The organism is Streptomyces pseudoechinosporeus (assembly GCF_054783935.1).
The window spans coordinates 295,102-318,796 of the sequence record NZ_BAAGPS010000050.1 but is presented as its reverse complement, the minus strand read 5'-3'; the positions used below and the strand labels follow the sequence as shown (position 1 = coordinate 318,796).

22 protein-coding genes, 2 rRNA genes and 1 pseudogene (1 of these 25 cut by a window edge) are annotated in these 23,695 nt (G+C 68.6%); 11 read left to right on the top strand and 14 right to left on the bottom strand.

Annotated elements, in window-relative coordinates; translation table 11 throughout:
• Together ACYVO6_RS35650 and rrf are read left to right on the top strand one after the other, a co-directional pair.
• Positions 1-391, top strand: a 23S ribosomal RNA gene (locus ACYVO6_RS35650) (its annotated part extends 881 nt beyond the left edge of the window); the annotation flags it as partial.
• A gap of 90 nt (positions 392-481) precedes the next feature.
• A 5S ribosomal RNA gene (rrf, locus tag ACYVO6_RS35645) occupies positions 482-598 on the top strand.
• A gap of 48 nt (positions 599-646) precedes the next feature.
• Here rrf and ACYVO6_RS35640 read toward each other — a convergent pair.
• Both ACYVO6_RS35640 and ACYVO6_RS35635 read right to left on the bottom strand, forming a co-directional pair.
• Positions 647-1,315, bottom strand: a complete 669-nt coding sequence (locus tag ACYVO6_RS35640) for a response regulator (RefSeq protein ID WP_461068593.1) — start codon at positions 1,313-1,315, stop codon at positions 647-649.
• On the bottom strand, positions 1,312-2,595 hold the full coding sequence (locus ACYVO6_RS35635; RefSeq protein ID WP_461068591.1) for a sensor histidine kinase: 1,284 nt from the start codon (positions 2,593-2,595) through the stop codon (positions 1,312-1,314). The genes ACYVO6_RS35640 and ACYVO6_RS35635 overlap by 4 nt, the downstream gene beginning before the upstream one ends.
• Before the next feature lie 92 nt (positions 2,596-2,687).
• On the opposite strand from ACYVO6_RS35635, the gene ACYVO6_RS35630 reads away from it, so the two are divergent.
• On the top strand, positions 2,688-3,236 hold the full coding sequence (locus tag ACYVO6_RS35630) for a GNAT family N-acetyltransferase (protein ID WP_461068589.1): 549 nt from the start codon (positions 2,688-2,690) through the stop codon (positions 3,234-3,236).
• A 238-nt stretch (positions 3,237-3,474) separates the two neighbouring features.
• Here the strand turns inward: ACYVO6_RS35630 and ACYVO6_RS35625 are convergent, their stop codons facing one another.
• From ACYVO6_RS35625 to ACYVO6_RS35595, 7 genes are all read right to left on the bottom strand, one after another.
• Positions 3,475-5,352 (bottom strand): type IV secretory system conjugative DNA transfer family protein, encoded by a 1,878-nt coding sequence (locus ACYVO6_RS35625; RefSeq protein WP_461068587.1) that lies wholly within the window; start codon positions 5,350-5,352, stop codon positions 3,475-3,477.
• 16 nt (positions 5,353-5,368) lie between these two features.
• Positions 5,369-6,793 (bottom strand): ATP-binding protein, encoded by a 1,425-nt coding sequence (locus tag ACYVO6_RS35620; protein ID WP_461068585.1) that lies wholly within the window; start codon positions 6,791-6,793, stop codon positions 5,369-5,371.
• Positions 6,794-6,799: 6 nt separating this feature from the next.
• Complete coding sequence (locus ACYVO6_RS35615; protein ID WP_461068583.1) at positions 6,800-8,359, bottom strand: SCO6880 family protein; 1,560 nt, start codon at positions 8,357-8,359, stop codon at positions 6,800-6,802.
• Positions 8,356-9,699 carry a hypothetical protein gene (locus ACYVO6_RS35610; protein WP_461068581.1) on the bottom strand — a complete coding sequence of 448 codons (1,344 nt, stop codon included), beginning with the start codon at positions 9,697-9,699 and terminating at the stop codon, positions 8,356-8,358. The genes ACYVO6_RS35615 and ACYVO6_RS35610 overlap by 4 nt, the downstream gene beginning before the upstream one ends.
• Positions 9,689-10,528: a hypothetical protein gene (locus tag ACYVO6_RS35605; RefSeq protein WP_461068579.1), complete on the bottom strand. Its 840-nt coding sequence runs from the start codon at positions 10,526-10,528 to the stop codon at positions 9,689-9,691. The genes ACYVO6_RS35610 and ACYVO6_RS35605 overlap by 11 nt, the downstream gene beginning before the upstream one ends.
• A gap of 199 nt (positions 10,529-10,727) precedes the next feature.
• The gene (locus ACYVO6_RS35600; RefSeq protein ID WP_033328619.1) at positions 10,728-11,036 is read right to left on the bottom strand and encodes a hypothetical protein; all 309 of its coding nucleotides are present in this window, start codon (positions 11,034-11,036) and stop codon (positions 10,728-10,730) included.
• A 449-nt stretch (positions 11,037-11,485) separates the two neighbouring features.
• The gene (locus ACYVO6_RS35595) at positions 11,486-12,283 is read right to left on the bottom strand and encodes an SGNH/GDSL hydrolase family protein (RefSeq protein WP_461068577.1); all 798 of its coding nucleotides are present in this window, start codon (positions 12,281-12,283) and stop codon (positions 11,486-11,488) included.
• A 120-nt stretch (positions 12,284-12,403) separates the two neighbouring features.
• Between ACYVO6_RS35595 and ACYVO6_RS35590 the strand changes: the two genes are divergently transcribed.
• From ACYVO6_RS35590 to ACYVO6_RS35575, 4 genes are all read left to right on the top strand, one after another.
• Positions 12,404-12,793, top strand: a complete 390-nt coding sequence (locus ACYVO6_RS35590) for an ArsR/SmtB family transcription factor (protein ID WP_461068575.1) — start codon at positions 12,404-12,406, stop codon at positions 12,791-12,793.
• Positions 12,790-13,440, top strand: a complete 651-nt coding sequence (locus ACYVO6_RS35585) for an SRPBCC family protein (RefSeq protein ID WP_461068573.1) — start codon at positions 12,790-12,792, stop codon at positions 13,438-13,440. The genes ACYVO6_RS35590 and ACYVO6_RS35585 overlap by 4 nt, the downstream gene beginning before the upstream one ends.
• A 74-nt stretch (positions 13,441-13,514) precedes the next feature.
• Complete coding sequence (locus ACYVO6_RS35580; RefSeq protein ID WP_461068571.1) at positions 13,515-14,780, top strand: phosphotransferase; 1,266 nt, start codon at positions 13,515-13,517, stop codon at positions 14,778-14,780.
• A gap of 77 nt (positions 14,781-14,857) precedes the next feature.
• Positions 14,858-15,445 (top strand): hypothetical protein, encoded by a 588-nt coding sequence (locus ACYVO6_RS35575; protein WP_461068618.1) that lies wholly within the window; start codon positions 14,858-14,860, stop codon positions 15,443-15,445.
• A gap of 173 nt (positions 15,446-15,618) precedes the next feature.
• On the opposite strand, the pseudogene ACYVO6_RS35570 reads toward ACYVO6_RS35575, so the two are convergent.
• The 4 genes and pseudogenes from ACYVO6_RS35570 to ACYVO6_RS35555 all read right to left on the bottom strand — a co-directional run.
• A pseudogene (locus tag ACYVO6_RS35570) lies at positions 15,619-15,729 on the bottom strand (IS5/IS1182 family transposase); the annotation flags it as partial.
• A gap of 321 nt (positions 15,730-16,050) precedes the next feature.
• A complete protein-coding gene (locus tag ACYVO6_RS35565) occupies positions 16,051-16,308 on the bottom strand; it encodes a DUF397 domain-containing protein (RefSeq protein WP_461068569.1) in 258 nt (85 codons plus the stop codon).
• Positions 16,301-16,495, bottom strand: coding sequence for a DUF397 domain-containing protein (locus ACYVO6_RS35560; RefSeq protein ID WP_461068567.1), 195 nt, complete (start codon positions 16,493-16,495; stop codon positions 16,301-16,303). Before ACYVO6_RS35560 ends, ACYVO6_RS35565 begins: the two co-directional genes overlap by 8 nt.
• A gap of 9 nt (positions 16,496-16,504) precedes the next feature.
• Entirely contained in the window at positions 16,505-17,350 is an 846-nt protein-coding gene (locus ACYVO6_RS35555; protein WP_461068565.1) for a helix-turn-helix domain-containing protein, read from the bottom strand.
• Between the two features lie 215 nt (positions 17,351-17,565).
• Here ACYVO6_RS35555 and ACYVO6_RS35550 point away from each other — a divergent pair, with 215 nt between their 5' ends.
• The 3 genes from ACYVO6_RS35550 to ACYVO6_RS35540 all read left to right on the top strand — a co-directional run bounded on the left by ACYVO6_RS35550 (position 17,566) and on the right by ACYVO6_RS35540 (position 20,267).
• Entirely contained in the window at positions 17,566-18,012 is a 447-nt protein-coding gene (locus ACYVO6_RS35550; protein WP_461068563.1) for an ATP-binding protein, read from the top strand.
• 262 nt (positions 18,013-18,274) lie between these two features.
• Positions 18,275-19,276 (top strand): C40 family peptidase, encoded by a 1,002-nt coding sequence (locus ACYVO6_RS35545; protein WP_461068561.1) that lies wholly within the window; start codon positions 18,275-18,277, stop codon positions 19,274-19,276.
• A 265-nt stretch (positions 19,277-19,541) separates the two neighbouring features.
• Positions 19,542-20,267 carry a phosphatase PAP2 family protein gene (locus tag ACYVO6_RS35540; RefSeq protein ID WP_461068559.1) on the top strand — a complete coding sequence of 242 codons (726 nt, stop codon included), beginning with the start codon at positions 19,542-19,544 and terminating at the stop codon, positions 20,265-20,267.
• A 246-nt stretch (positions 20,268-20,513) separates the two neighbouring features.
• Here ACYVO6_RS35540 and ACYVO6_RS35535 read toward each other — a convergent pair whose 3' ends face one another.
• Positions 20,514-22,079, bottom strand: a complete 1,566-nt coding sequence (locus ACYVO6_RS35535; protein WP_461068557.1) for an FAD-binding oxidoreductase — start codon at positions 22,077-22,079, stop codon at positions 20,514-20,516.
• Between the two features lie 418 nt (positions 22,080-22,497).
• On the opposite strand from ACYVO6_RS35535, the gene pstS reads away from it, so the two are divergent.
• On the top strand, positions 22,498-23,628 hold the full coding sequence (pstS, locus tag ACYVO6_RS35530) for a phosphate ABC transporter substrate-binding protein PstS (RefSeq protein WP_461068555.1): 1,131 nt from the start codon (positions 22,498-22,500) through the stop codon (positions 23,626-23,628).
• The last annotated feature ends 67 nt before the right edge of the window (positions 23,629-23,695 follow it).

Here is a 23,695-nt window from a genome sequence, read left to right as displayed (position 1 = left end):
TCGTCGCATCCTGGGGCTGGAGTCGGTCCCAAGGGTTGGGCTGTTCGCCCATTAAAGCGGTACGCGAGCTGGGTTTAGAACGTCGTGAGACAGTTCGGTCCCTATCCGCTGCGCGCGCAGGAATATTGAGAAGGGCTGTCCCTAGTACGAGAGGACCGGGACGGACGAACCTCTGGTGTGCCAGTTGTCCTGCCAAGGGCATGGCTGGTTGGCTACGTTCGGGAGGGATAACCGCTGAAAGCATCTAAGCGGGAAGCCTGCTTCGAGATGAGTATTCCCACCCCCTTTGAGGGGTTAAGGCTCCCAGGAGACGACTGGGTTGATAGGCCGGATCTGGAAGGCGGGTAACCGCTGGAGGTGACCGGTACTAATAGGCCGAGGGCTTGTCCTCAGATGCTCGCGTCCACTGTGTTGGTTCTGAAACCACGAACAACCCCCATGCCGGGCCACGGCATGGGTGCGGTTGAGTGTTTCACAGTGTTTCGGTGGTCATAGCGTGAGGGAAACGCCCGGTCACATTCCGAACCCGGAAGCTAAGCCTCACAGCGCCGATGGTACTGCAGGGGGGACCCTGTGGGAGAGTAGGACACCGCCGAACAAAATGTAGAGAAAGCCCCACACCTTTTGGTGTGGGGCTTTCTGCATTTCAGGATGGCCAGACCAGCCTTGTGTCGTACGCCAGGATCACCGCCTGAACCCGGTCCCTCGCCCCCGTCTTGGCGAGAATTCGGCTCACGTGCGTCTTTACCGTCGACTCCGCGAGATGGAATCGGGAAGAGATCTCGGCGTTCGTCCAGCCCTGGCCGATGACGGTGAGGATTTCCCGTTCTCGTTCTGTCAGGACAGTGAGTCGGGGGTCCAGGGAAGTGGAGTCGGTCGGGGCCGTGGACGGTAGGTGCTGGACGTATGCGTCGAGGAGCCGTCGGGTCAGGCTTGGGGCCACTACCGCGTCTCCTGTTGACACTGCTCGGATTCCCGAGAGCAGTTCCTCGGGGAGTGCGTCCTTGATGAGGAAGCCGCTGGCGCCTGCGCGCAGGCCGGCGTATGCGTACTCGTCGAGGTCGAAGGTGGTGAGGATGAGGATGCGGGTGCGGTCGCCGGAGGAGACGATGCGGCGCGTGGCCTCGATGCCGTCGAGGCCTGGCATGCGGATGTCCATGAGGACGACGTCGGGATGGAGTTCGGCCGTCATGCGGACCGCCTCCGTGCCGTTGCCGGCTTCTCCGAGCACCGTCATGTCGTCCTGGCTCTCCAGGAGCATGCGGAAGCCCAGGCGCTGGAGGGGCTGGTCGTCGGTGATGAGGACGGTCGTCACGGAGTGGCTTCCTTCGGTTCCGGGAGGGCCGGGACGGCCGGGAGATGGAGGTGGACTCGCCAGCCGCCGGTCGGCAGTGGGCCTGCCTCAAGTGTTCCTTCGTACAGGGCAGTTCGCTCGCGCATTCCCGTGAGGCCGCGGCCTCGGGTGCCGTCCGGAGGGGTGCCTCCGCTGCCGGTGTCGGTGACTGTCACCGTGACGGCACCCCCGTCCTCGTACGAGATGGAGACCTGTGAAGTGGCGTCCGGGCCTGCGTGTTTGAGGGTGTTCGTGAGGGCTTCCTGGATGACGCGGTAGATCGTGAGCTGGGTGCCGGTGGGGGCGGGGGCCGGGCGGCCGTGGGTCTTGATGAGTACGGGGAGGCCGGCGGATCGTACGCCGTCGATGAGGTGGTCGAGGTCCCTGAGGGAAGGCTGGGGGGTCAGTTCGGCGGTGGGGGCTTCCTCGCGTAGGACGTCGAGGAGGCGGCGGAGTTCGGTGAGGGCCTGGCGGCTGGTTGTGCCGATGGCTTCCAGGGCCTGGGTGGCTCGTTCCGGGGACTTGGCTGCCGCGTACGAGCCGCCGTCGGCCAGGCCTGTGATGACCGAGAGGTTGTGGCCGATGATGTCGTGCATTTCGCGGGCTATGCGGGCGCGTTCCGCTGCCGCGGCGAGCTGGGTCTGTTGGTCGCGTTCGACTTCCAGCTGGCGGGCCCGTTCGTGGAGAGAGGCCAGGTACTCCTGGCGGGTGCGGACGGCTATGCCGCCGACCGCCGACAGGGCGAGGCCCATCATGACCGGGACGATCGTCGCGCCGGGGCCGCCCTGATCGTCGGGGTAGCGGAAGCCAGCGATCCAGAAGGGTGCCACGGCGAGGGCGTAGGACCAGAGCAGGGTGCGCAAGCGGGTGCGTAGAGCGATGTTGAAGATGACGACGAGCAGGGTCATGGAGGCTTGCAGGACCGCGCCCGACCAGACGTTGGCGACGGAGAACGGCAGCATCACCAGCAGGACCGCGAAGGGATGGCTGCGGCGCCAGAACAGCGGGACCGAGAAGCCCAGGGACATCGTTCCGAGCAGCCACCTCGGTGTGTCGGGGTTCTCCGTGACGCTCTTCCAGCCGCCGCTGAGGAAGTCGGTGAGGCAGGCGATGACGTAGAAGCCGGTGAGCAGGACGTCCCACACCCACGGGCGGCGTCGGTCGAAGGCGCGTACCCGCTGGACGAGGCGGTGGAACTGGCGGGTAAGGGGTTGCCCGTTGGGGGTCCAGTCGCCCTGCCAGTCCTGTTCGCGAGTTGCCACGGGGCCATCTTCGTATGCGGTGCAGGGTGGGGCGTCGGGCGGTGGCGGGAAATCGGGTGAGAGCGTAGTACCTGGGTATTACGGTGGCGCCCATGGACCCTGTGATCCGTTCCATACGTGCCGATGAGTGGGCCGCGGTGAAGGAGCTGCGGCTGGCTGGGCTGCGGGACCCGGTGGCGTCTCTTGCCTTTCTTGAGACGTATGAGGATGCCGTGGTGAAGCCCGACAGTTTCTGGCGGGAGCGGGCGGCGGGGGCTGCGGAGGGTGTGCGCGAGCGGCAGCAGTTCGTGGCCGAGGAGGGCGACGGGCGGTGGGTCGGGTCGGTGGTTGTGCTTGTTGAGGAGGCGGGGGCGGAGGGGGCGCTCGGGAGCGTGAGTGAGGTGCGGCAGGGGCATCTCGTGGGGGTTTTTGTGCGGCCTGAGTGGCGGGGGCGGGGGGTGACCGAGCAGCTTTTCGCGTGCGCGTTGGAGTGGGCGTGGGAGGTGGCCGGGGTCGAGTGGGTGCGGCTGTTCGTGCATGAGCGGAACGCGCGGGCAGAGGGCTTCTACCGGAAGATCGGGTTCGTGCCGACGGGGAAGACCGTTCCCGTGCCGGGTGATCCCGCCGTGCGGGAGCTGGAGTTCGTGATGAAGCGGCCCTGAAGTGCTAAGCGCTCCGCTGGAAGAACGGTGATGCTGTGTCGATATGCGGCTCCGCCGCGTGCGCGGGCCGGTGGGGGCTGGTCGCTCCCCCACTCTCGGCTTCTCCCCCACTCTCGGCTTCGCTCGAGCGGGGGGACCCCCATCGCGGCGGAGCCGCATATCAATACAGCCCCGCGCCCCTAAGAGGCCTGCGGCCCCCCTGGGGGCGCGGTGCCGCACCGGACTTCACCAAGGCCGCTTAGGCCGGGAGCTCCTGGTGGGGCCAGCGGGTGCGGGCCTGTTCTCGGGAGCGGAGGAGGGCCAGGGTGGGCATGCCTCGGTCGGGGCCTGAGGTGAGCAGGTCCGGGAGTTGGGGGAAAGGGGCCACCGCGGCCACGTCGTCCAGGACGAGGGTGAGTGGTGGGTCGAGGCGACCGGAGGATGACCGTTCGGCCATGCGCCGGCCGCGCTCGACCACGCTTGAGGCGAGGGCCGTCAGAAGTGGCATCGCGCCCGGGTTCGCCTTGGGGTCCTCGATGGGTTCACCCACCACATAAAGCGTGCCCCCTTCGTTGACGAAGGAATCCAAAGTGAGGGCGTCAGTTCGGTTGGGGGTGCAGGCCTCGCGGACGTTCACTGTGAAGAGGGAGGAGAGGGCGCGAGCCGTCAACTCCTGGGCGATGTCGCGGCGTTCGGGATACGAGGTGAGGGCGGCCTCGAGTTCGCCGGCGGAGCCGGAGGCGGCCTTGGGGTTCGTACGGAGGATGCGTACGGCTTCCTGGACCTGGGTGCCCTGGGCCCAGCGGTGGAGGTGGCGGATGGTGCGGCCGTCTGTTGCGGCGGCGTGGAGGTAGCTGCGCAGGAGGGTTTCCGCGACGTCTGCGACCGCCTGGTCCATTTTTGCGGTGGGGCGGACCGGGGCGAGGAGGGCTGCCGCCCTGGCTCTCGCGGTGTCCTTGTCCTGGCAGCCGGTTGAGGGGGACCAGTGGAGGCGGGCCGGGGTGTCGCAGAGGTGGGAGGGGTCGTAGAGGAGGACGGGGCCGAGCTTTGCCCGGGCGTCCTTGGTGTCCGACCAGAGGGTGGGGTTGGAGGTGATGACGAGGGCGGGGCCCTCGGCGTCTCGTACGGCTTCGGTGGCCAGGGGGTGGCGGGTTTGTGGGGGGCCGAGGAACAGGGGGCTGCGGGGGGTTGGGATGGAGGGCTTTTCCCACCCGCCCGTCCGTTCACTGTCGGCTGCATAGGGAGCCGACCCGGACGGCGGCTCCGCCGCCGGTCCCTCCGGGAGAAAGGGGGCTGTGGGGGAAGTGGGCGTGTGGGGGTAAGCCGGGCCGGAGGCGGTCGCGGGCCCTACGCCTGAGCGGGAGTTGGCCGCAGCGGGCACGGAGCCCGAGCTGTTCGCGCTCTGGGGCGGAATCGCCGAGCCGGAGTCGGCCACAGGCGAGCCGGAGTTGGTCGCGCGTCCGGGCACGTGGTCCGAGCCGGATCCGACCTCAGGCGGAAGTCCCGCGCCGGTGGCGCCAATAGGCGGAACCCCCGCGCCGGTCGCAGGCTGGCCCCCTGAGCCAGCCGCTCCCCCAGCATGAAGCCCTGAGCCAGTCGCGGGCGGCCCCTCCGAGCCGGTCGTGTCCCCCGCCGCCCCCGCGCCCCCAGACGGCTGACCCGAGCCAGCGGCCCCAGACGGACCCCCAGAGCCAGCCCCAGCCGCACCCCTCGAATCCCCCGCGCCCCCAGTCCAGCCCTCCGCCCCGTACGCCCTCGCCTTCCGCCGACCAGCCCTCACCGCCCGCCACCTCGCCACCGTGCCCATCACGAACACGGTCAGGACCACCAAGACCATCAGCTGGCCGATGAGCAGCCCCCAGAACAGCCCGTACCCCGACAGCTGGCCCTCCGGAGTCTCCGGCCAGGCGCCCGCCACGTCGTGCGGCTGCTGGATCAGGTGGCGCATCGCCAGGGGCGTACGGCCGAAGGTGACCTTGGACGGCCAGGAGCCGTGGTCGAAGAGGCCGGCGAGGCCTGTTGCCGACCACACCAGCAGGGTCATGCCCAGGAGGAATGCGAGCACCCCGATCACCAGGCCGTCGGGGACGCCCCCTTCACCGCGTTCGTGCTCCCGGCCTCGTTCGTACGGTCTCATCTCGCCCCTGCCGCTCTCACGCCACCGTGGACTCGGACGAGTCGTCGAGATCGCTCAGGTGTTGCTCCATGAACGCCGCTGCTCGCTCCTCCGCCTCCAGCTCGGCGGCCCGTAGCGCGTCGTCCGACAGATCGGGGGTGGACGACTCGGTCATGGCGCGGTCGGTGAAGACGAGGGGGCGTTCCATCTCGGTGATCAGGTGTTTGACCACCTGGACGTTGCCGTTGACGTCCCACACCGCGATGCCTGGGGAGAGCGTGGGGATGATCTCGACGGCCCATCTGGGCAGGCCGAGCACGCGTCCCGTCGCCCGCGCCTCGTCCGCCTTCTGGGCGTAGATCGTCCGCGTCGACGCCATCTTCAGGATGGCCGCCGCCTCCTTCGCCGCCGCTCCGTCCACGACATCGGACAGGTGGTGGACGACCGCTACGAACGAAAGGCCCAGTCGTCGGCCGAACTTCAGCAGCCGCTGGAAGAGTTGGGCCACGAACGGGCTGTTGATGATGTGCCAGGCCTCCTCGACGAGGAAGATGCGCTTCTTCCGGTCGGGGCGGATCCAGGTGTGTTCCAGCCACACGCCGACGATCGCCATCAGGATCGGCATGGCGATGGAGTTGCGGTCGATGTGGGACAGGTCGAAGACGATGAGTGGGGCGTCGAGGTCGATGCCGACCGTCGTCGGGCCGTCGAACATGCCGCGCAGGTCACCGTCGACCAGGCGGTCCAGGACGAGTGCCACGTCCAGGCCCCAGGCCCGTACGTCGTCCAGGGCGACGTTCATCGCCTCGGCCGACTCCGGTTCGGGATGGCGCAGTTGCTCGACGATGTCGGTGAGGACCGGCTGGCGGTCGGTGATCGTCTCGTTCACGTACGCGTGCGCGACTTTCAGCGCGAAGCCGGAGCGCTCGTCGAGGCCGTGGCCCATCGCGACCTCGATGATCGTCCGGAGCAGGGCCAGCTGGCCTGTCGTGGTGATCGACGGGTCGAGTGGGTTGAGGCGGATTCCCATGTCCAGGGCCGCTGTCGGGTCGAGGCGGATGGGGGTGATCCCCAGCTCCTGGGCGATGAGGTTCCATTCGCCCACGCCGTCCTCGCCCTGTGCGTCGAGTACGACGACCTGGCGGTCACGGAACCTCAACTGCCGTAGTACGTACGTCTTCTCGAGGGCCGACTTGCCGTTGCCGGACTCGCCGAGCACGAGCCAGTGCGGTGCCGGGAGCTGCTGCCCGTACAGCTGGAAGGGGTCGTAGATGTAGCCCTTCCCGGAGTACACCTCGCGGCCGATGATGACGCCGGAGTCGCCGAGGCCGGGCGCGGCGGTCGGGAGGTAGACCGCCTGGGCCTGCCCCGTCGAGGTGCGCACCGGCAGCCGGGTCGTCTCGACCTTGCCGAACAGGAACGACGTGAAGGTTTCCGTGAGGGCGGACAGCGGGTCCCGCATAGAGTCCTACCTCCGGATGCCGGTCGCGAACGGGAGTGTGTTGACGAAGGCGCGGTGGTGCTCGCGGTCGCACCACTCGAGTTTCAGATACGACTTGCCGGCCGAGGCGCGGATCGTCCGTTTGTCGCGGGCGAGTGCCTCGGGGTTACGGGACGAGACGGTGATGTAACCGACGAGGTTGACGCCGGCCGCGCCGCTCGCGAGGTCCTCGCCGCGCTGGTCGAGGCGGTTGTGCGAGGCGATGTCGCGGGGGTCGACGGTCCGGTTCATCTTGGCCTGGCGGCTGGCCTCCGCCTCGTCGTTCGTCTTCTCCGTCAGCATCCGCTCTATGGCGATCTCGGTGGGTTCGAGGTCCATCGTGACGGCCACGGTGCGGATGACGTCCGGGGTGTGGACGAGCAGCGGGGCAAGGAAGTTGACGCCCACCGGGGTCATCGGCCACTCCTTCACCCAGGCCGTGGCATGGCACCACGGCGCGCGGGTGGAGGACTCGCGGGTCTTCGCCTGGAGGTACGTCGGCTCCATGGCGTCCAGCTCGGCCGGCCAGGCGTTGCGTTTCGTCATCGCCTGGATGTGGTCGATGGGGTGGTCGGGGTCGTACATGGAGTGGACGAGAGACGCCAGCCGTCCCTGCCCGAGCGGCTGCCGCACCCGGATGTCGGCCTCCTGCAACCGCGAGCAGATGTCCGTCAGCTCACGCGCCATCACGACCGCGAGCCCCGCGTCCTTGTCGAGCTTCTTGCCGCCCTGCGGGCGCGCGGCCCGGGCCATCGCGTGGCCCTCGGCGGCGAGTTCCCGTGAGTAGTGCATGCAGGCCACCAGGTACGCGCGGTGCTGCTCACTGCTGGTGGACACCATGGACTGGAGCTGGTCGTACGACTGCTGCAGCCAGCCGGGGGCGCGCTCGTCGCCGCGTACGGCGACGTCCTTGGCGTGCGCGTCCGGGTCGGCGGGGAGGGTGCGGGCGAGCATCTGGAGGCGGGTGACGAAGCCGTCGCCGTTCGCGACGTGCTTCAGCAGCACCCCGAAGCGGTCGACGAGGGCTTCCTGGTCCTCGGAGTCGCGCAGGCCGACGCCCGGGCCCTCGATCTCGATCGCGGCCGTGACCGTGCGCCGGTCGGCGTGCAGAAGGACGGCGATCTCGTCGGGGCCGAAGGGCGCCGCCAGCCACGTAATGCGTCCAATGCCCGGTGGCGGGCCGACCTCGATCTCACGGCCGTCGATGCGGGTGCCGGCCTCCATGACGTTGCTGCGGTACGTCGTGCCGTTGCGGAGCGTCCGCTTGTAACTGCGGTTGATCTCGTACCACTTGTAGAAGGTGCGCCGCTTGTACGGCACGTAGACCGCCGCGAGCGCCACCATCGGGAAGCCCACCAGCAGGACGATGCGCAGGGAGAGGACGGGGACGAGCAGGCCGCACATCATGCCGAGGAACGCGCCCACGATGATCAGCGCGATCTCGCCGGTTTCGCGGTTCTTGCCGACGATCGCGTTCGGCCGGGCGCGGCCGATCAGATATGTACGGCGGGGCGTGACCGGATGGGACACATGGGACTCGGTCGTCAACGCCCTTCACCTCCCGAGCGGTTGGTACTACTGCTGTTGCGGGTGTTGCTGGCATGGGGGGTGTTCGCCGGGCTGTTGCGCGGCGGGGGCGCGGCGGGGACCGATCCGCCGCCTCCGTGGGAGGACGGGCGGGTGCTGTGGGCGGCTACGCCGGCGGAGGCCGCGTTGGCGGGGCGGGCGCCTCCGCCGCTGTTGCCTCCGCCACCGCTGCCGTTGTTGTCGGCGCGGGTGCTGTGCGTCTTGATGCCCTGGGCGACGAGGGTGGCCGGGGAGCTGATGACGGCCGCGGCCTTGCCTTCGGCGCCCTGCATGATGCGATTGTTGCGGGAGTTCGCGATCTCGTCGCCGAAGCCCGGTACGAAGCGGTAGATCATCGCGCTCGCGAAGATGGCCAGCAGGATGATGGCGAGGCCGGACACGACGGCCGAGAAGGCGTCCGGTCCGTCCTCGGCGGACAGCGCGCCCGCCAGGCCGAGCACGATCACGATCACCGGCTTGACCAGGATCACCGCGATCATGATGCCAGCCCAGCGGCGGACGTGGCCCCACAGGTTCTTGTCGACCAGGCCCGCGTACACGACAGTGCCGAGCAGCGCGCCCACGTACAGCAGGGCAGCTCGGATGACCAGCTCCAGCCACAGGACGCCCGCGGCGAGGATGGACACGAGGGAGACGACGATCAGCATGATCGGGCCGCCGCCGATGTCCTCGCCCTTCTCCAGGGCGCCGGAGAAGTTGCCGAAGAAGGTGTCCGTCTGGTTGCCAGTGGTCTGGGCGAGGACTTCTGATACGCCGTCGGTTGCCGAGACGACCGTGTAGAGGATCAGCGGCGTGAAGGCCGAGGCCAGGACGGTCAGCCAGAGGAAGCCGATCGCTTCGGAGATGGCCGTGGTGAGGGGAACGCCTCGTACGGCCCGCTTGGCGACCGCGAGCAGCCAGAGGAGGAGGGTGAGGATCGTCGAGGCCGCGAAGACGACGGCGTACTGCTGGAGGAACTTGGGGTTCGTGAAGTCGACGTTCGCCGTTTCTTTGACGGCTTCGCTGAGCTTGTCGATGGTCCAGGAGGCGGCGTCGGCGCAGCCTTTGGCGAGGGAGGAGAGGGGGTCGAGGGTGGAGGTGGGGTCGGTTAGGGAGGGGGTGCCGCCGGGGCTGCTGTTGTCGCCGGGATCGCTCTCGCAGATCCTCTTGGCCTCGCCTGAGAGGAGGCCGCAGTTGTCGTCGGACGGCGTGGGCGTAGGCGTGGGGGCCGCGGCGGCCTGCGTGGCCAGCAGGACGACGGCGGTTTGTACGGCTGTCAGGGTTGCCGTGCCCTTGAGCACGCGGTGTGGGCTACCGGGCATACGTGAACCCTCCGTACTCCTCGACGGCCTTCGAGATCTCTTCGGACGTCGAGACCTTGTTGTCGCCGTTGACCGGCGCGGGACCTTCTTTCTGGGTGAAGGTGTCGACCTTCCAGCCACCGTCGGCCCAGCGCATCTGGAGGGTCATGGTGAACCAGTCGCTGGTGACCGGGTTGGTCGCGTTCTCCGCCGCCATCCCGAACACGCCCGCGCACCAGACCTCGACGGTGGCCGTGCTGTCCGAGTAGCTCGTGACCTTGGTGCCGACTGGCATCGTGCGTGATACGTATGTGCTGCCCGTCGGTGCGCTGCCGTTCTCGTCCAGGCCAACCTTGTCGAGGAAGGCCTTGTCGTATGTCTTGTTGAGCCTGTCCTCCAGTTCGGACACCTTGTCGGCGACGAACACCTGGCGGACGATCTCACTCCGCCGCGCGGGTTTGAGCATGTCCGCCGAGACCAGCACCACCGAGTAGTTCGCCGCCGCCGACTCCGCCCCCTGCTCATCCTGCGCGAACCCCGAAGGAATCCCCCCAGCCTTCGACTGAACCGGCTTCTCCCCGGACGCGGCCGTAGGCGCCGCCCCCGCTCTCTCCCCACCCCCGTCCCCCGATCCGGAATCACCGCCACCACGGTTCGCGAAGGCGATGGCCGCGATCAGGAGCACCACCACACCCACTACCGTGATGAGGCTGCGGGAGGACGAACGGCCCCCGCGGCGCGCGCCGCCGTAGGGGTCGCCGGCGCTGTCGGGGTACCGGGTACGGGTCTGGCCGGAGCCCCCGTACCCGCCGTTGTCGCCGCGCGAACCGTGCTCGTCGCCGAGACTCATGCCGCGTACGCCCCCTCAACCTCGTGCTGGACCGCGTAGTCGTAGTACGACGGTAGCCGCGCTGCTTCCTTCACGGGCGCGGTGTGGTGACTCGACATCAGGGAAACGCAACCTCAGCCGGTGGGCACGTCGGACGGGTGGGTCGGAGGGAACCGGGCGCGCCCGGCCGGATCTGAGGGGCCGCCGGGCCGGAGCCGGCCTACACGGCCATGCCGTACACGATGGTGAACAGCGTGCCCAGGGAGCCGATGATGAAGACCCCGGTGAGGCCCGCGATGATGAGGCCCTTGCCCTGTTCGGCACTGAAGGTGTCGCGCAGGGCCGTCGCGCCGATACGCTGCTTCGCCGCGCCCCAGATCGCGATGCCGAGGCAGAGCAGGATGGCGACCGCCATCACGACCTCGATCATCACCCGTGCCTCATTGCCCAAGTCACCGAAGGGGCCCCAGTCCGGGGCGATTCCGCCGATGATCGTGGTGATGTCGCCCTCTTCGGCTGCGAAGAACATGTAAGTCACCGCCCCTTGTGGGTAGTTCCGTACCCCCTGCCACTCTGCGCAGAGGTCAGGCCTCATTGTCGCCGACAAAGACGCTGTCGTATGTCGACTTGGCGCCATTGGTTGGCGGGTTTCGTATGTACGGCTTGCCGCCGGCCCTCGGGGACCCCTGCGGGCGGTGGGACGGTATACAAGTAAACGTACGGTCACTCTGTGTATCACGGCAGGTCACGCCGGGCAATGAAGTTGTATCGGAACCTGTGGTGTGGTTCCGCCGTTGACCCCCTTCTACGCGACGGCCGACTACTCCGCCCCGCTTCCATGAGTCCGCCCGCGTCCCATGTGCGCCGGTGCGTCGGGCCGATGCGCTCCGGGTCGTTCCGTCTGCTGGTAAGTAGACGCCACCCGTTCCGCCTTCGCGAAGGCTATCTCGGGGTGGAGGCGGGGGAGGTGCCGGGGTGTCAGGGGAGGGGCTCCGCCTCGGCCTTCCACGGTGTCAGCTCGGGGCGTTTGGCCGTACGCCCGTCTCCCGAGGAACGGCCCCGGATCCGCCGCCAGACCCAGGGGCCCAGGAACCCCGCGGCCCAGACCACATCGGCGCTCACGGTGCGCAGGAAGGGGACGGGGGCGAGCGGAGGCAGCGGGGCGGACCAGTCCTCGTGGCCCGGCAGGCCGAGGGTGTGGGCCATGCCCGAGGCGATCCGGGCGTGGCCGAGCGGTCCGGCGTGGATGCGGTCCTGGCTCCACAGCCGTGGGTCGGTCGTGACGGGATGCGGGAACACGTCCATGACGGCGACGCCATGACGTTCCGCGGCGGCGCGCAGGCGGGTGTTGAGGTCGAGGACGCGCGGCAGCGCGCGGCGCGCGAGCGGTGAGAGCTTCCCCATGTCGGGGTACGTGATGGTGGCCACCTGTGCACCCGATTCGGTGAGCCGCGCGAACATCTCCTCGATGTCTGCCATGACTTGCTCGGCGTCGAAGCCGGGGCGGAGCAGGTCGTTCATGCCCGCCACGACGGTCACCAGATCGGGCTTCAGCGCGAGGGCCGGGGCGAGTTGTTCCGCTCTGATCTGCGCGGTCACCTTCCCGCGTACGGCGAGATTGGCGTACGTGAGGTCAGGTTGCCCTTCCGCCAGGATCTCCGCGAGCCGGTCCGCCCACCCCCGGTATCCGCGTACGTCGTCACCGTCGCCGATGCCCTCGGTCTGGCTGTCGCCGATGGCCACATAGCGCGTGTACGGGTGCATGGTCATGGTCATGCGCCGAGCCTGGGGCCGGGTCGGCGGGGACGTCAATGTTTCACGTTCACTCGTGAGTGAGATCCCAGCTCCTCTAAGTCAGCTAATGCTTATATAAGTGGGCGGTGATATATTGCTCGTATGCACGCGTTCGATGTGCTCGGAGACCCTGTACGCCGCCGGATCCTGGAACTCCTCGCCGACGGGGAGATGAGCTCCGGGAAGGTCAGCGAGGTCATCCGGCAGGAGTTCGGGATATCGCAGCCCGGCGTCTCGCAGCACCTCAAGGTGCTGCGGGAGAACGGGTTCGCCACCGTACGACCGGAAGGCACCCGCCGCCTCTACGCGGTGAACTCGCAGCCGCTCCGCGACATCGACGCGTGGCTGGACCGTTTCCGGCGGTTCTGGACCCCGCCTCTCGAGGCTCTGACCACCGAACTCGCCCGGGGCAAGCGCGAGCGCCGCCTCCGTGAAGCCGACCGGGACGGGGACGCGGAAGACCAAGTACCTCCTCCAAGGAGCAAGCCATGATCGACGTCACCCAGCAGATCAATGCCGTACGGCGCCAGGTCGGCAAGCGCACGTTCAAGGCCGGCGAGGCACGCGTCGTGACCATCAGTCAGACGTACGACTCGGACATCGAGGACGTCTGGGACGCGTGTACCAACGCCGAGCGCATCCCGCGCTGGCTCATGCCCGTCTCCGGCGACCTGACCCTGGGCGGCAAGTACCAGCTGCACGGCAACGCGCACGGCACGATCGAGCGCTGCGACCCGCCCAAGGGGTTCGCCGCCACGTGGGAGTGGGAGGAGAGCGTCAGCTGGATCGAGCTGCGGCTCACGCCGGATGCGGACGGCGGGACGCGCTTCGAAATCGACCACATCGCCCACGTCGACGACGACACGAAGTGGCCGGAGTACGGGCCCGGCGCGGCCGGTGTCGGCTGGGACATCATGGTCATGTGCCTGTACGTGCACCTGTCGTCCGGACGCCCTGTGGATTCGCAGAAGGCGGAGGCGTGGGTCGCGTCCGACGAGGGCAAGCGCTTCGTCTCGCTCAGCAGCGACGCCTGGTACGAGGCGAACGTCGCGTCCGGCGAGGACCCGGCCACGGCTCGCGCGGCGGCGGACGCCACGACTGCTGCGTACACCGGGGCGGAGGTCCCGCCGGAGTCCTGAATCGGGGCGGTGGATGAGAGCACTCTCATCCAGGCCACGGTGACGATTCATCAATGGCGTGCACCGTCGTGCGCATGCCCCCTGAGCAGTCTTCTCTGCCTCTGCCTCCGGCGTCCGGGCCTGTGCCCGATGCGGTCAGTGCCGTCGGCGTACCGGATCTGCGTCTGCTGACCGGCCCGGACGCCGGTGGACTGCTGGCGGCAGCCCTGGAGCCGTCCGGCGGGCAGTTGTTGTCCTGGCGCGTCGATCAGATCGACCACCAGCCCGGTAACAGTTGTACCGCTGTCTACCGGGTGCAGGTCTGCGGGTCCGACGGGAGTACCGGTGAGGAGCGGATCGGTGCCCGCACCGGGCGTCTGCCGCGCGGGGCAACGGTGTTGGACAACGGCGCCGACCGGGTCGCGGTGTGGCGTTTCCCGTACGACCCCTGGCTGCCCGGCCTTCCTTCGGCCTGCGATCCGGTCGCACTGGCCCGGTTGCTGGAGGACCTCGGCTGCGGCAGCGGTCCGGTCCGGCACCGGGTACGCGCGTACCGGCCCGGCCGTCGTGCCGTGATCGAGGCGAGCGGCGCCCAGGGGCGGCTGTTCATCAAGGTCGTACGTCCGAGCCGGGTGGACGCCCTGCACCAGCGGCACCGTCTGCTCACCGACGCCGGTGTTCCCGCCCCGGCCAGCCTCGGCTACACCCCCGACGGGCTGGTCGTCCTCCAGGCCCTGCCCGGCCGGACCCTTCGGGAGGTGCTGCGCGAGGGCGGTGGCCGCGCGCCGTCCGCTCAGGCGGTTCTTGCCCTGCTCGACCGGCTTCCGCCCGAACTGGCTTCGGGGACGCCTCAGTCGTCGTGGGCTGCCAAGGCGCCGCATTACGCGGCTGTCGTCGGCGCCGCGTTGCCCCAACTGGCTGCTCAGGCAGCCGAGTTGGCTGAGGAGGTGACAACGGGCGTCGGCTCCGAGCCCGTGGTCGCCGTACATGGAGACCTGTACGAGAGTCAGCTCCTTGTAGACGGCGGGCGTATCAGCGGGCTGCTGGACGTGGACACCGCAGGCCCCGGCGAACGCCTCGACGACCTGGCCTGCCTTCTCGGCCATCTGTCCGTCCTCGCCCAGATCGACCGCGTACGCGCCGTGGGCATCAACCGGCTGGGCGCCACCTACCTGGCGGCGTTCGCAGGCCTCGTCGACCCCGCCGAGCTGCGGCGCCGTACCGCCGCCGTGGTGCTGTCCCTTGCCACCGGCCCGCACCGGGTGCAGGAGGCCGGCTGGCAGGCGGCCACCCGGGCCCGACTCGACCTGGCGACGCGCTGGCTGCGCCCACATGAGGGTCCTCTCACTGGCGCCCCATGAAGGCCTCATCGCCGACGCCGACCGTAGAACCAGAGCCCGAACCGTTCCGGGACGGGCACCCAGGAAGGAAACACACCATGCGCATCACTCGACCGTGGCGCATAGCCGTCGCCGGTGTCGGCGCGACCGCCGTCCTCGCCGGACTGGGCGGCGCGGCAGCAGCCACCGACCGCGGCATCGACCTGCACGACAAGTCCAACGCGGTGCAGGTCAGCACGCAGCTCGGCGACGACGACGCCGATGACTCGCCGGGTTCCGCGGATTCGCCTGACGGCGCCCCGGCGTCCGGCGACGGCTCCCCGGATTCCCGCGACGGCTCACCGGAGTCCGCCGACAGTCCGCTCGCCTCGCCCTTCGACTCGGCGAACTCGCCCAACGCGCCTGGCGCCGGGGCGGACTCGGCCAACAGCCCCGCCGACTCCTCGGGCGACAGCCCGGCTGGCTCCTCCGCCGACAGCCCGGCTGACAACTCGGCCGACAGCCCGGTCGATTCCTCCGCCGACTCCCCGAACCCGCCTGCGAAGCCCGCCCAGCCCAAGCCGGTTTCGGGCGACTCGGCCGACTCTCCTCCGGCACCCCGTAGCGCCGACTCGGGCGCCAGCGCCGCCTCCGCGAACTCTGCCGGATCGGCCGACTCCGCAGCTTCTGCGGATTCCGCGGACTGATCCGGCCGCCCGATGATTGCCGCAGGTCCGGACGCACGGCAAAAGCGCCGTTCCGCCCGGGCCCGTGGCGTCCCTACGGCGCCTCTCCCTCCACACCCTCCACGAAGTGGTCGAAGGTGGGAGTGTCCCGACCATCGCCCCGCCGGGCGGTACCCCCGGCCGGAGGCTGGGGGAGGATCGGCGATCGCCTGCACGTTCATCCCGTGCCGGTGATGCCTGCCGGAGTAGTACGGCCGGCCGGCAGCGATTCAGTCGATGGGCAGCAGCGTCACGTCGAGGATCACGCGGCCAACACCCAGATCACGACCATGACGAGGAAGCCAATTACGAGTAGTGCCGGCAGACCCAGGATGAGGGTGACCAACCACCACCTGGTCCGTCCCGAGGGGACCTGAGTGTCCTCGTACCGCACCGGTCGGCCCCGCGTCGTTTCCATGAGATCCATCCTTCGTCTGCCTGTTTCTACCGGCCACAATTTGTCAGCTGCCCCGTAGGAGTTCGTAACACGATCTTGTTGAGGTGTGTTGGCCGAGCGCAACCAATACTCGTCTGCACCCCATCTACCAGGAGCTTCACCAGGTCCCTCCCCTTCACGGACTCCCCACCTACGGCGCGCTGTCTTCCACGCCGTCCACGCCCTCCACGAAGTGGTCGAACTCGCCTGCCTGTACGCCGAGTACGAAGGCGTCCCACTTGCGGCGGTTGGTTGTGACGACGTTGTCCGGGTCGTTCGTTTCGCGGATGTAGACGGGGGCTTCGCCGTCGTCTCCCTCGCCGAAGGCGATCTCGATCCAGGGGCCGGGGCCCTCGGCGTCTTCGGGTGCGGCGCGGACCCAGTCGAGGTTCGGGGGGATGTCAGCCACGGTGGGTTTCTTCCTTGTGCTTGAGGGTGTGGAGGAGGGCGGAGAAGGTGGTTGGGGTGGTCTCGAGTATCGCTTCGGTGGGGTCGCTGCTTTCGGTCAGATGGACCGTACCTACACGTGCGGCAACGTGTACGCAGGAGTCGCCCTCGGAGCAGTAGGTCGACTTCTGCCAGGCATGCGCACTCATGGGAGCTCCCTATAGGTCGTGGATGACGGCACGGATGAGGTCTCGGGTCTTGTCGGGTGCGAGAGCGACGGCATCGAGCCGCTCGAAGAGGGTGCGGTACTTGCGCAGTTGGGACTCGGCATCCAGGAACTTGAGGCCATGGGACTGGTCCAGGTGGACGGTGTCGAGTTCTGGCACCGGGCCGTGTGCGTAGTAGATGGACTGGCCTGAACCGGGGTAGGCGCCGACGTCGAACGTGATAGCACGCAAGGTGATGTGCTCCCGCTCGCCTGCGTCGAGCAGATGCTTGAGCTGCTGTCGGGACACTGACGAGCCGCCGACCTTCATCCGCAGGGCTGCCTCATGGATGATCGCCTCGTACGAGGTGGGGTCATCCCTGTACAGCACCGCCTGGCGCTTGACGCGGAACGAGATGCGGTGCTCGATGTCCGGCGGGGAGAGCTCCGTGACGCCCTGGCGGAAGATCTCGCGGGCGTGGTCGACGGTCTGGAGCAGGCCGGGGATGCGTGCTGTGACGGTGGTGCGCAACGACTGGGCGTGGTGCTCCAGTTCGGCGAGGTCGAGTAGCGGGCTCGGCAGGATTTCGCGGTACTGCTCCCACCAGCCGCGCCTGCGGTCGCCGGTCATCCCGACGATGGCTTCGATCAGTGCCTTGTCCGAGCATTCGTACTGGCAGGCCATGGTGCGTACCCGCTCAGGGCTCACGCCCGCGCGTCCGGCCTCCATGTTGCTGATCTGATTTTGCTTGACGCCAAGCAGTTGACCGGCCTCGGTGGCATTCAGCCCTGCGCGCTCTCGAAGCTTGCGCAGCTCAACGCCCAAGCGGAGTTGACGACCCGTCGGATTGCTTCTCACGGGCTTGTCCGCCTCCTCGTTGCGGGTCACCCACACGGGTGGTGTATCACGGATTTACGGGGAATCGTGTAATGCGTTACATGGATGCCGCTAGCTTATAACTCGGCGCCTCCCCCCAGAAGCACCCCGCTCGACGGAGCGGCCGCGGTCACTGGGCAACGTAACCAACCTGCACCCCAAACCACCCAACTTCCCTCCGAACCAGGAGACTTCCCATGGCAACCGTATCCCCGCCCTGGCCCTACACCCTCCAACTCCCGCACGATCCGCGCGCACCGGGTATCGCCCGCGTAACCCTCCGTACGGTCCTCGCCGCCCACGACCTGACCGAACTCACCCCCACCGCCGAGCTGTTGGCCTCCGAGCTCCTCACCAACGCCCATCTGCACACCAAGGGCCCGTACGGCCTCCGCATCCGCGCCACCGAACCGGACGGGCTCTACGTAGCCGTATGGGACTCCGACCCGAGACTCCCGCCCGGCTTCGGCGACGCAACGGACGTACCTCCGGAAGCCGCAGCAGACGCGGAGAACGGCCGCGGCCTGCACCTCGTACGAGCCTGCGCCGACGCCTGGGGCGCCTCCGCGCCACCAACCGAACTGGCCGGCTCCGAGGGCGGCAAGCTGCTGTGGGCCGAGTGCCAGAGGGGTGGCCTGCGGTGAAGGGTGCGTGGGCGTACCCACGACTCCGGCCCGGGAAGCCGGTGCCGCTTCCCGTGCCCCTCGGGTTCGAAGTCGCCACCGACCGCTTCCCGTTGTACGGCGATTCGCCGCGTGCCAGGGGGAGCACGGCAGGCTCACCGGTTGCGGGCGAGGCACCGGCGTGCTGCCAGGCGGCGGGCGGTGATCATTCCGCAGTCGGGCGCCCGCCTCTACACTGGCGCACGGCGGACTAGGACTACCTTGCGGCGAGGGGCGGTTGACGGTGCGTAAGGCGTGGATCGTGGGCATCGCCGTCACGGGGACGGGGCTCAGCTTCGTCATGCTGCTCGTCGTCGGGGTCTACATGACCGCGGGGAACCTCGCCAACGGGGTGGGAAAGGGTGCCGTCGGGCTGGCCAAGGGGGCCGTGCCGGGGGCGTATCAGGCGCTGGTGCAGAAGTGGGGGAATCTGTGCGGCGCCATCAATCCGGCGTTGCTGGCCGCGCAGCTGTATCAGGAGAGCGGGTTCAATCCGAAGGCGCAGAGTCCGGCCGCCGCGCAGGGCATCGCTCAGTTCATCCCGGGGACCTGGGCCACGCACGGCCTTGACGGAGACGGCGACGGCGATCGCGACGTATGGGATCCGGAAGACGCGATCCCGTCGGCCGCTTCGTACGACTGCAAGCTCGCCTCGTACGTGAAGGACGCGCCCGGCGACCCGACGAAGAACATGCTCGCCGCGTACAACGCGGGGGCGTACGCCGTCATCAAGTACGGGGGCGTGCCGCCGTACAAGGAGACGCAGAACTACGTCAAGACGATCACCACGCTGCAGGACAGCTTCGCCGCGCCCGTCGGCCGCGTGCAGCCCTCGCAGCAGGCGGCCGGGGCGATCGGGTACGCGCAGAAGAAGCTCGGGACGCCGTATCTGTGGGGCGGGAACGGTACCGCTGACCAGGGCGGACGCTTCGACTGTTCGGGGCTGACGAAGGCCGCGTACGAGAGTGTGGGGATCGAGCTGCCGCGGGTCGCGAACGATCAGTACAACGCCGGGCCGCATCCGAAGCGTGAGGAACTGCTGCCGGGCGACCTGGTGTTCTTCTCGGACGACCTCACCAATTCGCGGGCCATCCGGCATGTGGGGATCTACGTGGGCGGCGGGTACATGATCAACGCGCCGCGGCCGGGGGCCGTGATCCGGTTCGACCCGATCGATACGCCCGACTACTTCGGGGCGACGCGGGTCACCGAAGATGGCGCGAAAGCACTGCCCACCACGGTGTGATCTGGCCGGATCCTTCCGTTACTGCCTGTTACAGTCGCTCTCTGATCAGCCTCTGAGCTGCGGGAATGTGTCTCTCTTCGATAACGTCTGCGTGATCATTCGGTGGATTGTGGAACGTAGAGAAGGGGACCATGCGTTCCATTGGCGTGTGGCTGGACATATGACTGACGCATGACGTAGCCGACCACGGGGGTTGATGGCGCGGCGCATCGAAGAGATGCGCTCGGAAGCTGAACGAAGATCACGACGAAGGGGCCGCTGCACCATGGCTGGACTCGCCGAATCCGGGTCGAACCCCGACGTCGACTTGCTCTACGACATCAACGGACTCGCCAAGGACGCCCCCGGCTGGTTCGACGGGATCATGAAGTTCGTGGGTGAGTGGGGGATCCTGCTCGCCATGGTGCTGCTGGTGCTGTGGTGCTGGTGGACCGTACGGCGGCGGGGTGGCGAGGACGCCGCCCCGTCCGTGGCCGCGTTGATGTGGGCGCCGCTGGCGGCGGGCATCGCGGTGCTGGTGAACGTGCCGATACGGGGCTTTGTGGAGCGGCCCCGGCCCTTCCGTGATCACGAGGGGCTCGAGGTCCTCATCGGCGGCAAGACCGACTACTCGTTCGTGAGCGATCATGCGACGCTCACCATGGCGATGGGGGTCGGATTGTTCATCGCGAACCGGAAGTTCGGGCTCCTGGGGCTCGGGCTTGCGCTGGTCGAAGGGTTTTGCCGGGTCTACATGGGCGTGCACTACCCGACGGACGTCGTCGGTGGCTTTGCCCTGGGCACGGCCGTCGTGCTGCTGCTCTCGCCGCTCGCCATGGCGCTGCTGACGCCGGTGACCCGGGCTGTGGAGCGGTCGGCCCGGGCGGGGTGGGTGATTCGGGCTCGCGGGAACTCCCCTGATGAGGACGACGATGAGGGGGAGGAACAGGTGATATCCGGCGCCAGAGCCGGAGCCGAGGCCGATGCGGAGGAGCGGGACCTCGCGGCGTAAGTGCTCCGCTTGAAGCACAGTGATGAACCCGCGGGCCGGTGGGGGCTGTTCGCTCCCCCACTCTCGGCTCCGCTCGAGCGGGGGGACCCCCATCGCGGCGGAGCCGCATATCGACACTGCCCCGCGCCCCTTCGGGGCGCGTCATGCCGCACCGGACTTCACCAAGGCCGTTTAGGGCGCGTACGGGCCCGCCATCGGACCCGCGCCACTGGCCCCCCCACCAGCCACCGGTGAACTGCCGCCCGCCTACAGCGCCTGCGGGTAAGCGAAGAACCCGTCCGGGTCGTACCGCTTCTTCAGCTTCGTCAAGCGAGTCGCAGCCGGGCCGTAGTACGCCGTGCGCCAGTCCTTGAGACTCGCGTCCGTGTAGTTCTGGTATGCCGCCCCCGAAGCGTGGCGCCTCATCGCGGCGTGGGCGTCGGCGAGCCACGACTGGGCCGTCGAACCAGAGGTTCCCGCGCGCCAGGACGCGATGTACTGGGCCAGCACGCGGGAGCGGCGGTGCACGAAGGCCGTTGCCGTGGGGGCCACGCGGTTGACCTCGCCGCCGAGCGCCGTCAACTGGATGGTGGCCGCGCCGCCTTGTACCGACTCCACCTGGTTCAGCAGCGTCTGGATGCCCGTCGTCGAGATCGAGCGGTCGAAGAAGTCGGAGCGGCCCGCGTATGTCTCGCGGCCCAGCGCGCCCTCGGGGGAGCGGCCGGGGGTCGTGCCGGGCAGATGGCACTGGGCGTCGGAAGTGAAGGAGGAGCAGCCCGCGTACACCTCCATCGACTCCTCGTACGAGCGCCGCTTGAGGAAGGCGTTGCTGGGCTGGGCGCCGATGCGGTCGGCCAGGCGGTCCACCGCGTTCTGCAGCTCGCCGTGCGTGCCGAGGGAGAAGGCGGAGATCGAGATGGTGGGGCCCGCGCCGGCCGCGCTCGCGAGGTGGGCCGAGGACCAGATCTCGTCGGGCTGGTCCGGGCCCCACTCCTGCCAGGCCGCGAGCACGGCGGCGGCCCGGGACCAGGGCCAGGTCAGGTTCGCGGTTACGGCCTGGGGAGCCGGGTGGGTGCGGAAACGCAGCTCGGTGACGACGCCGAAGTTGCCGTTGCCCGCGCCGCGCAGCGCCCAGAAGAGATCCTTGTTCTCGTCGGCGTCGGCGGTCAGCTCCTTGCCGTCGGCGGTGACCAGCGTGGCCCCGGTGAGGCTGTCGCAAGTCAGGCCGTACGCGCGCGAGACCACGCCATGGCCGCCGCCGAGCGTGAGGCCCGAGACGCCGACGCTCGGGCACGAGCCCGCGGGGATCGTGACGCCCTTCGCGGCGAGCGCGCGGTAGACGTCGATCAGCTTGGCGCCCGCGCCGATGACCGCCTCGTTGCCCGAGGCCCGGACCTTGGCGATCTTCGATACGTCGACGATGAGGCGGCCGTTGCCCGAGGACCAGCCGGCGTAGGAGTGGCCGCCGTTGCGGATGGCGACGGGGATCTTGTGGGCGCGGGCGTACGACAGTGTCGTACGGACGTCGTCCGTATGGGCGACGTAGGCGACGGCCGTCGGCTTCAGTGAGTCGAAGCGCGTGTTGTAGAGCTGGCGGGCCGCTGCCCAGTCAGCGTCACCCGGACGGACCAGACCGCCGTCCAGATCCTTGGCGAGGCCCGCCAGGTCGGCCGCGACCGACCCTGTCTGCGTCCCGGTCTTCGTCCCGATCGGCGTACTTGACGTGCGCGCCCCCTCGGTGGACTGCGGCTCGGACCCGTTGCCGCTGCACCCTGCGGTGACCGCGGCGGCGAGGGCCGCGGTGCCTCCGCCTACGAACGTACGCCGTCGCATGCGTGCCTCCCGTGGTTTCACGTGGAACGAGACGGGTCTGCGGAGTTGAGGGTTCCATCTCCCGAGCCGAGGGTCCCCTCTGCGACGATGACCAGGAGGCGAGGAGGTGCGGAAACCCTCACGTGTTCTCCCCGTGAGCATTCCGTGACCTCACCGCACTGACGGCAGGGGTTCACCTTCCGTTCACTCACGGCCATCGGCCGCTTCACCTCTTCTGCCTAATTTCGGCCTTACGCGGTGCGTGGTGCGAACGTAAGTGCGCCCAGGTATCGCCCAATTTCCGTGGTACGTACGCTATATCGGTACGTATTGGCAAGTACGACGTTGGCAAGTACGACGGCAGTCTCCTGCGGACGAGGGGCTGCACCACGACTTCGCACGCCGCCTGTGGGGCGGCTCCTGGAAGGAACTCCCGAAAGTGAAGCTTCAGCGCAAGAACCGGCTTCGCGCCCTTTCCCTCGGTGCTGTCGCCGTCTCCAGCGCCCTGGCCCTGACGGCGTGCGGCTCCGACGACACCGGCGGCGACACCGGAAGCGGCGACAGCACCGCTGCGGAAAGCAACATCAAGTGTGACGACGCCAAGGGGCAGCAGCTGCTCGCCGACGGTTCGTCCGCGCAGAAGAACGCGATGGACGCCTGGGTCAAGCAGTTCTCGCCCGCCTGCGGGGTGGAGATCAACTACAAGGCCGGCGGCTCCGGCGCCGGCGTCACCGCGTTCACCCAGGGGCAGGTCGCCTTCGCGGGTTCCGACTCCGCGCTGAAGCCCGAAGAGGTCACCGCCTCCCAGAAGCAGTGCGAGGGCGGCCAGGGCATCAACCTCCCGATGGTCGGCGGCCCGGTCGCCGTCGGTTACAAGCTCTCCGGGGTCGACAACCTGGTCCTGGACGCCGACACCCTGGCCAAGATCTTCGACAGCCAGATCACCACGTGGAACGACCCGGCGATCAAGGCGCTGAACCCCGACGCCCAGCTGCCCTCCACCAAGATCCAGGCCTTCCACCGCTCGGACGAGTCCGGCACCACGGACAACTTCACCAAGTACCTGAAGGAAGCGGCCCCCGACGTCTGGGGCAAGTACGAGGGTGGCAAGGCCTGGGAGGCCAAGGGCGGTCAGTCCGCTCCGCAGTCCTCCGGTGTCGCCGCGCAGGTGAAGCAGACTGAGGGCGCCATCGGCTACTTCGAGCTGTCGTACGCCAAGGACGGCATCAGCACGGTTGACCTCGACACGGGCGCGGGCACGCCGGTCGAGGCCACCGTCGACAACGCCAGCAAGGCCATCGCCGCCGCCAAGCAGGTCGGCACCGGCAAGGACCTGGCGCTGGAGCTGGACTACGCGACCAAGGCCGAGGGTGCCTACCCGATCATCCTGGTCACGTACGAGATCGTCTGCGACAAGGGCAACAAGGCCGACACCCTGCCCGCCACCAAGGCGTTCCTGCGCTACATGGCGAGCGAGGACGGCCAGAAGATCCTCGCCGAGAACGACTACGCGCCGATCCCCGAAGAGATCATCGCCAAGGTCCGTACGACCGTCGAGGGCCTGAGCTGACCTGAGTGCGGCCCGGCCCCGTTCTGACCGGGCCGGGCCGCACCGTCCGGTGCACCGCCGCCAGGAG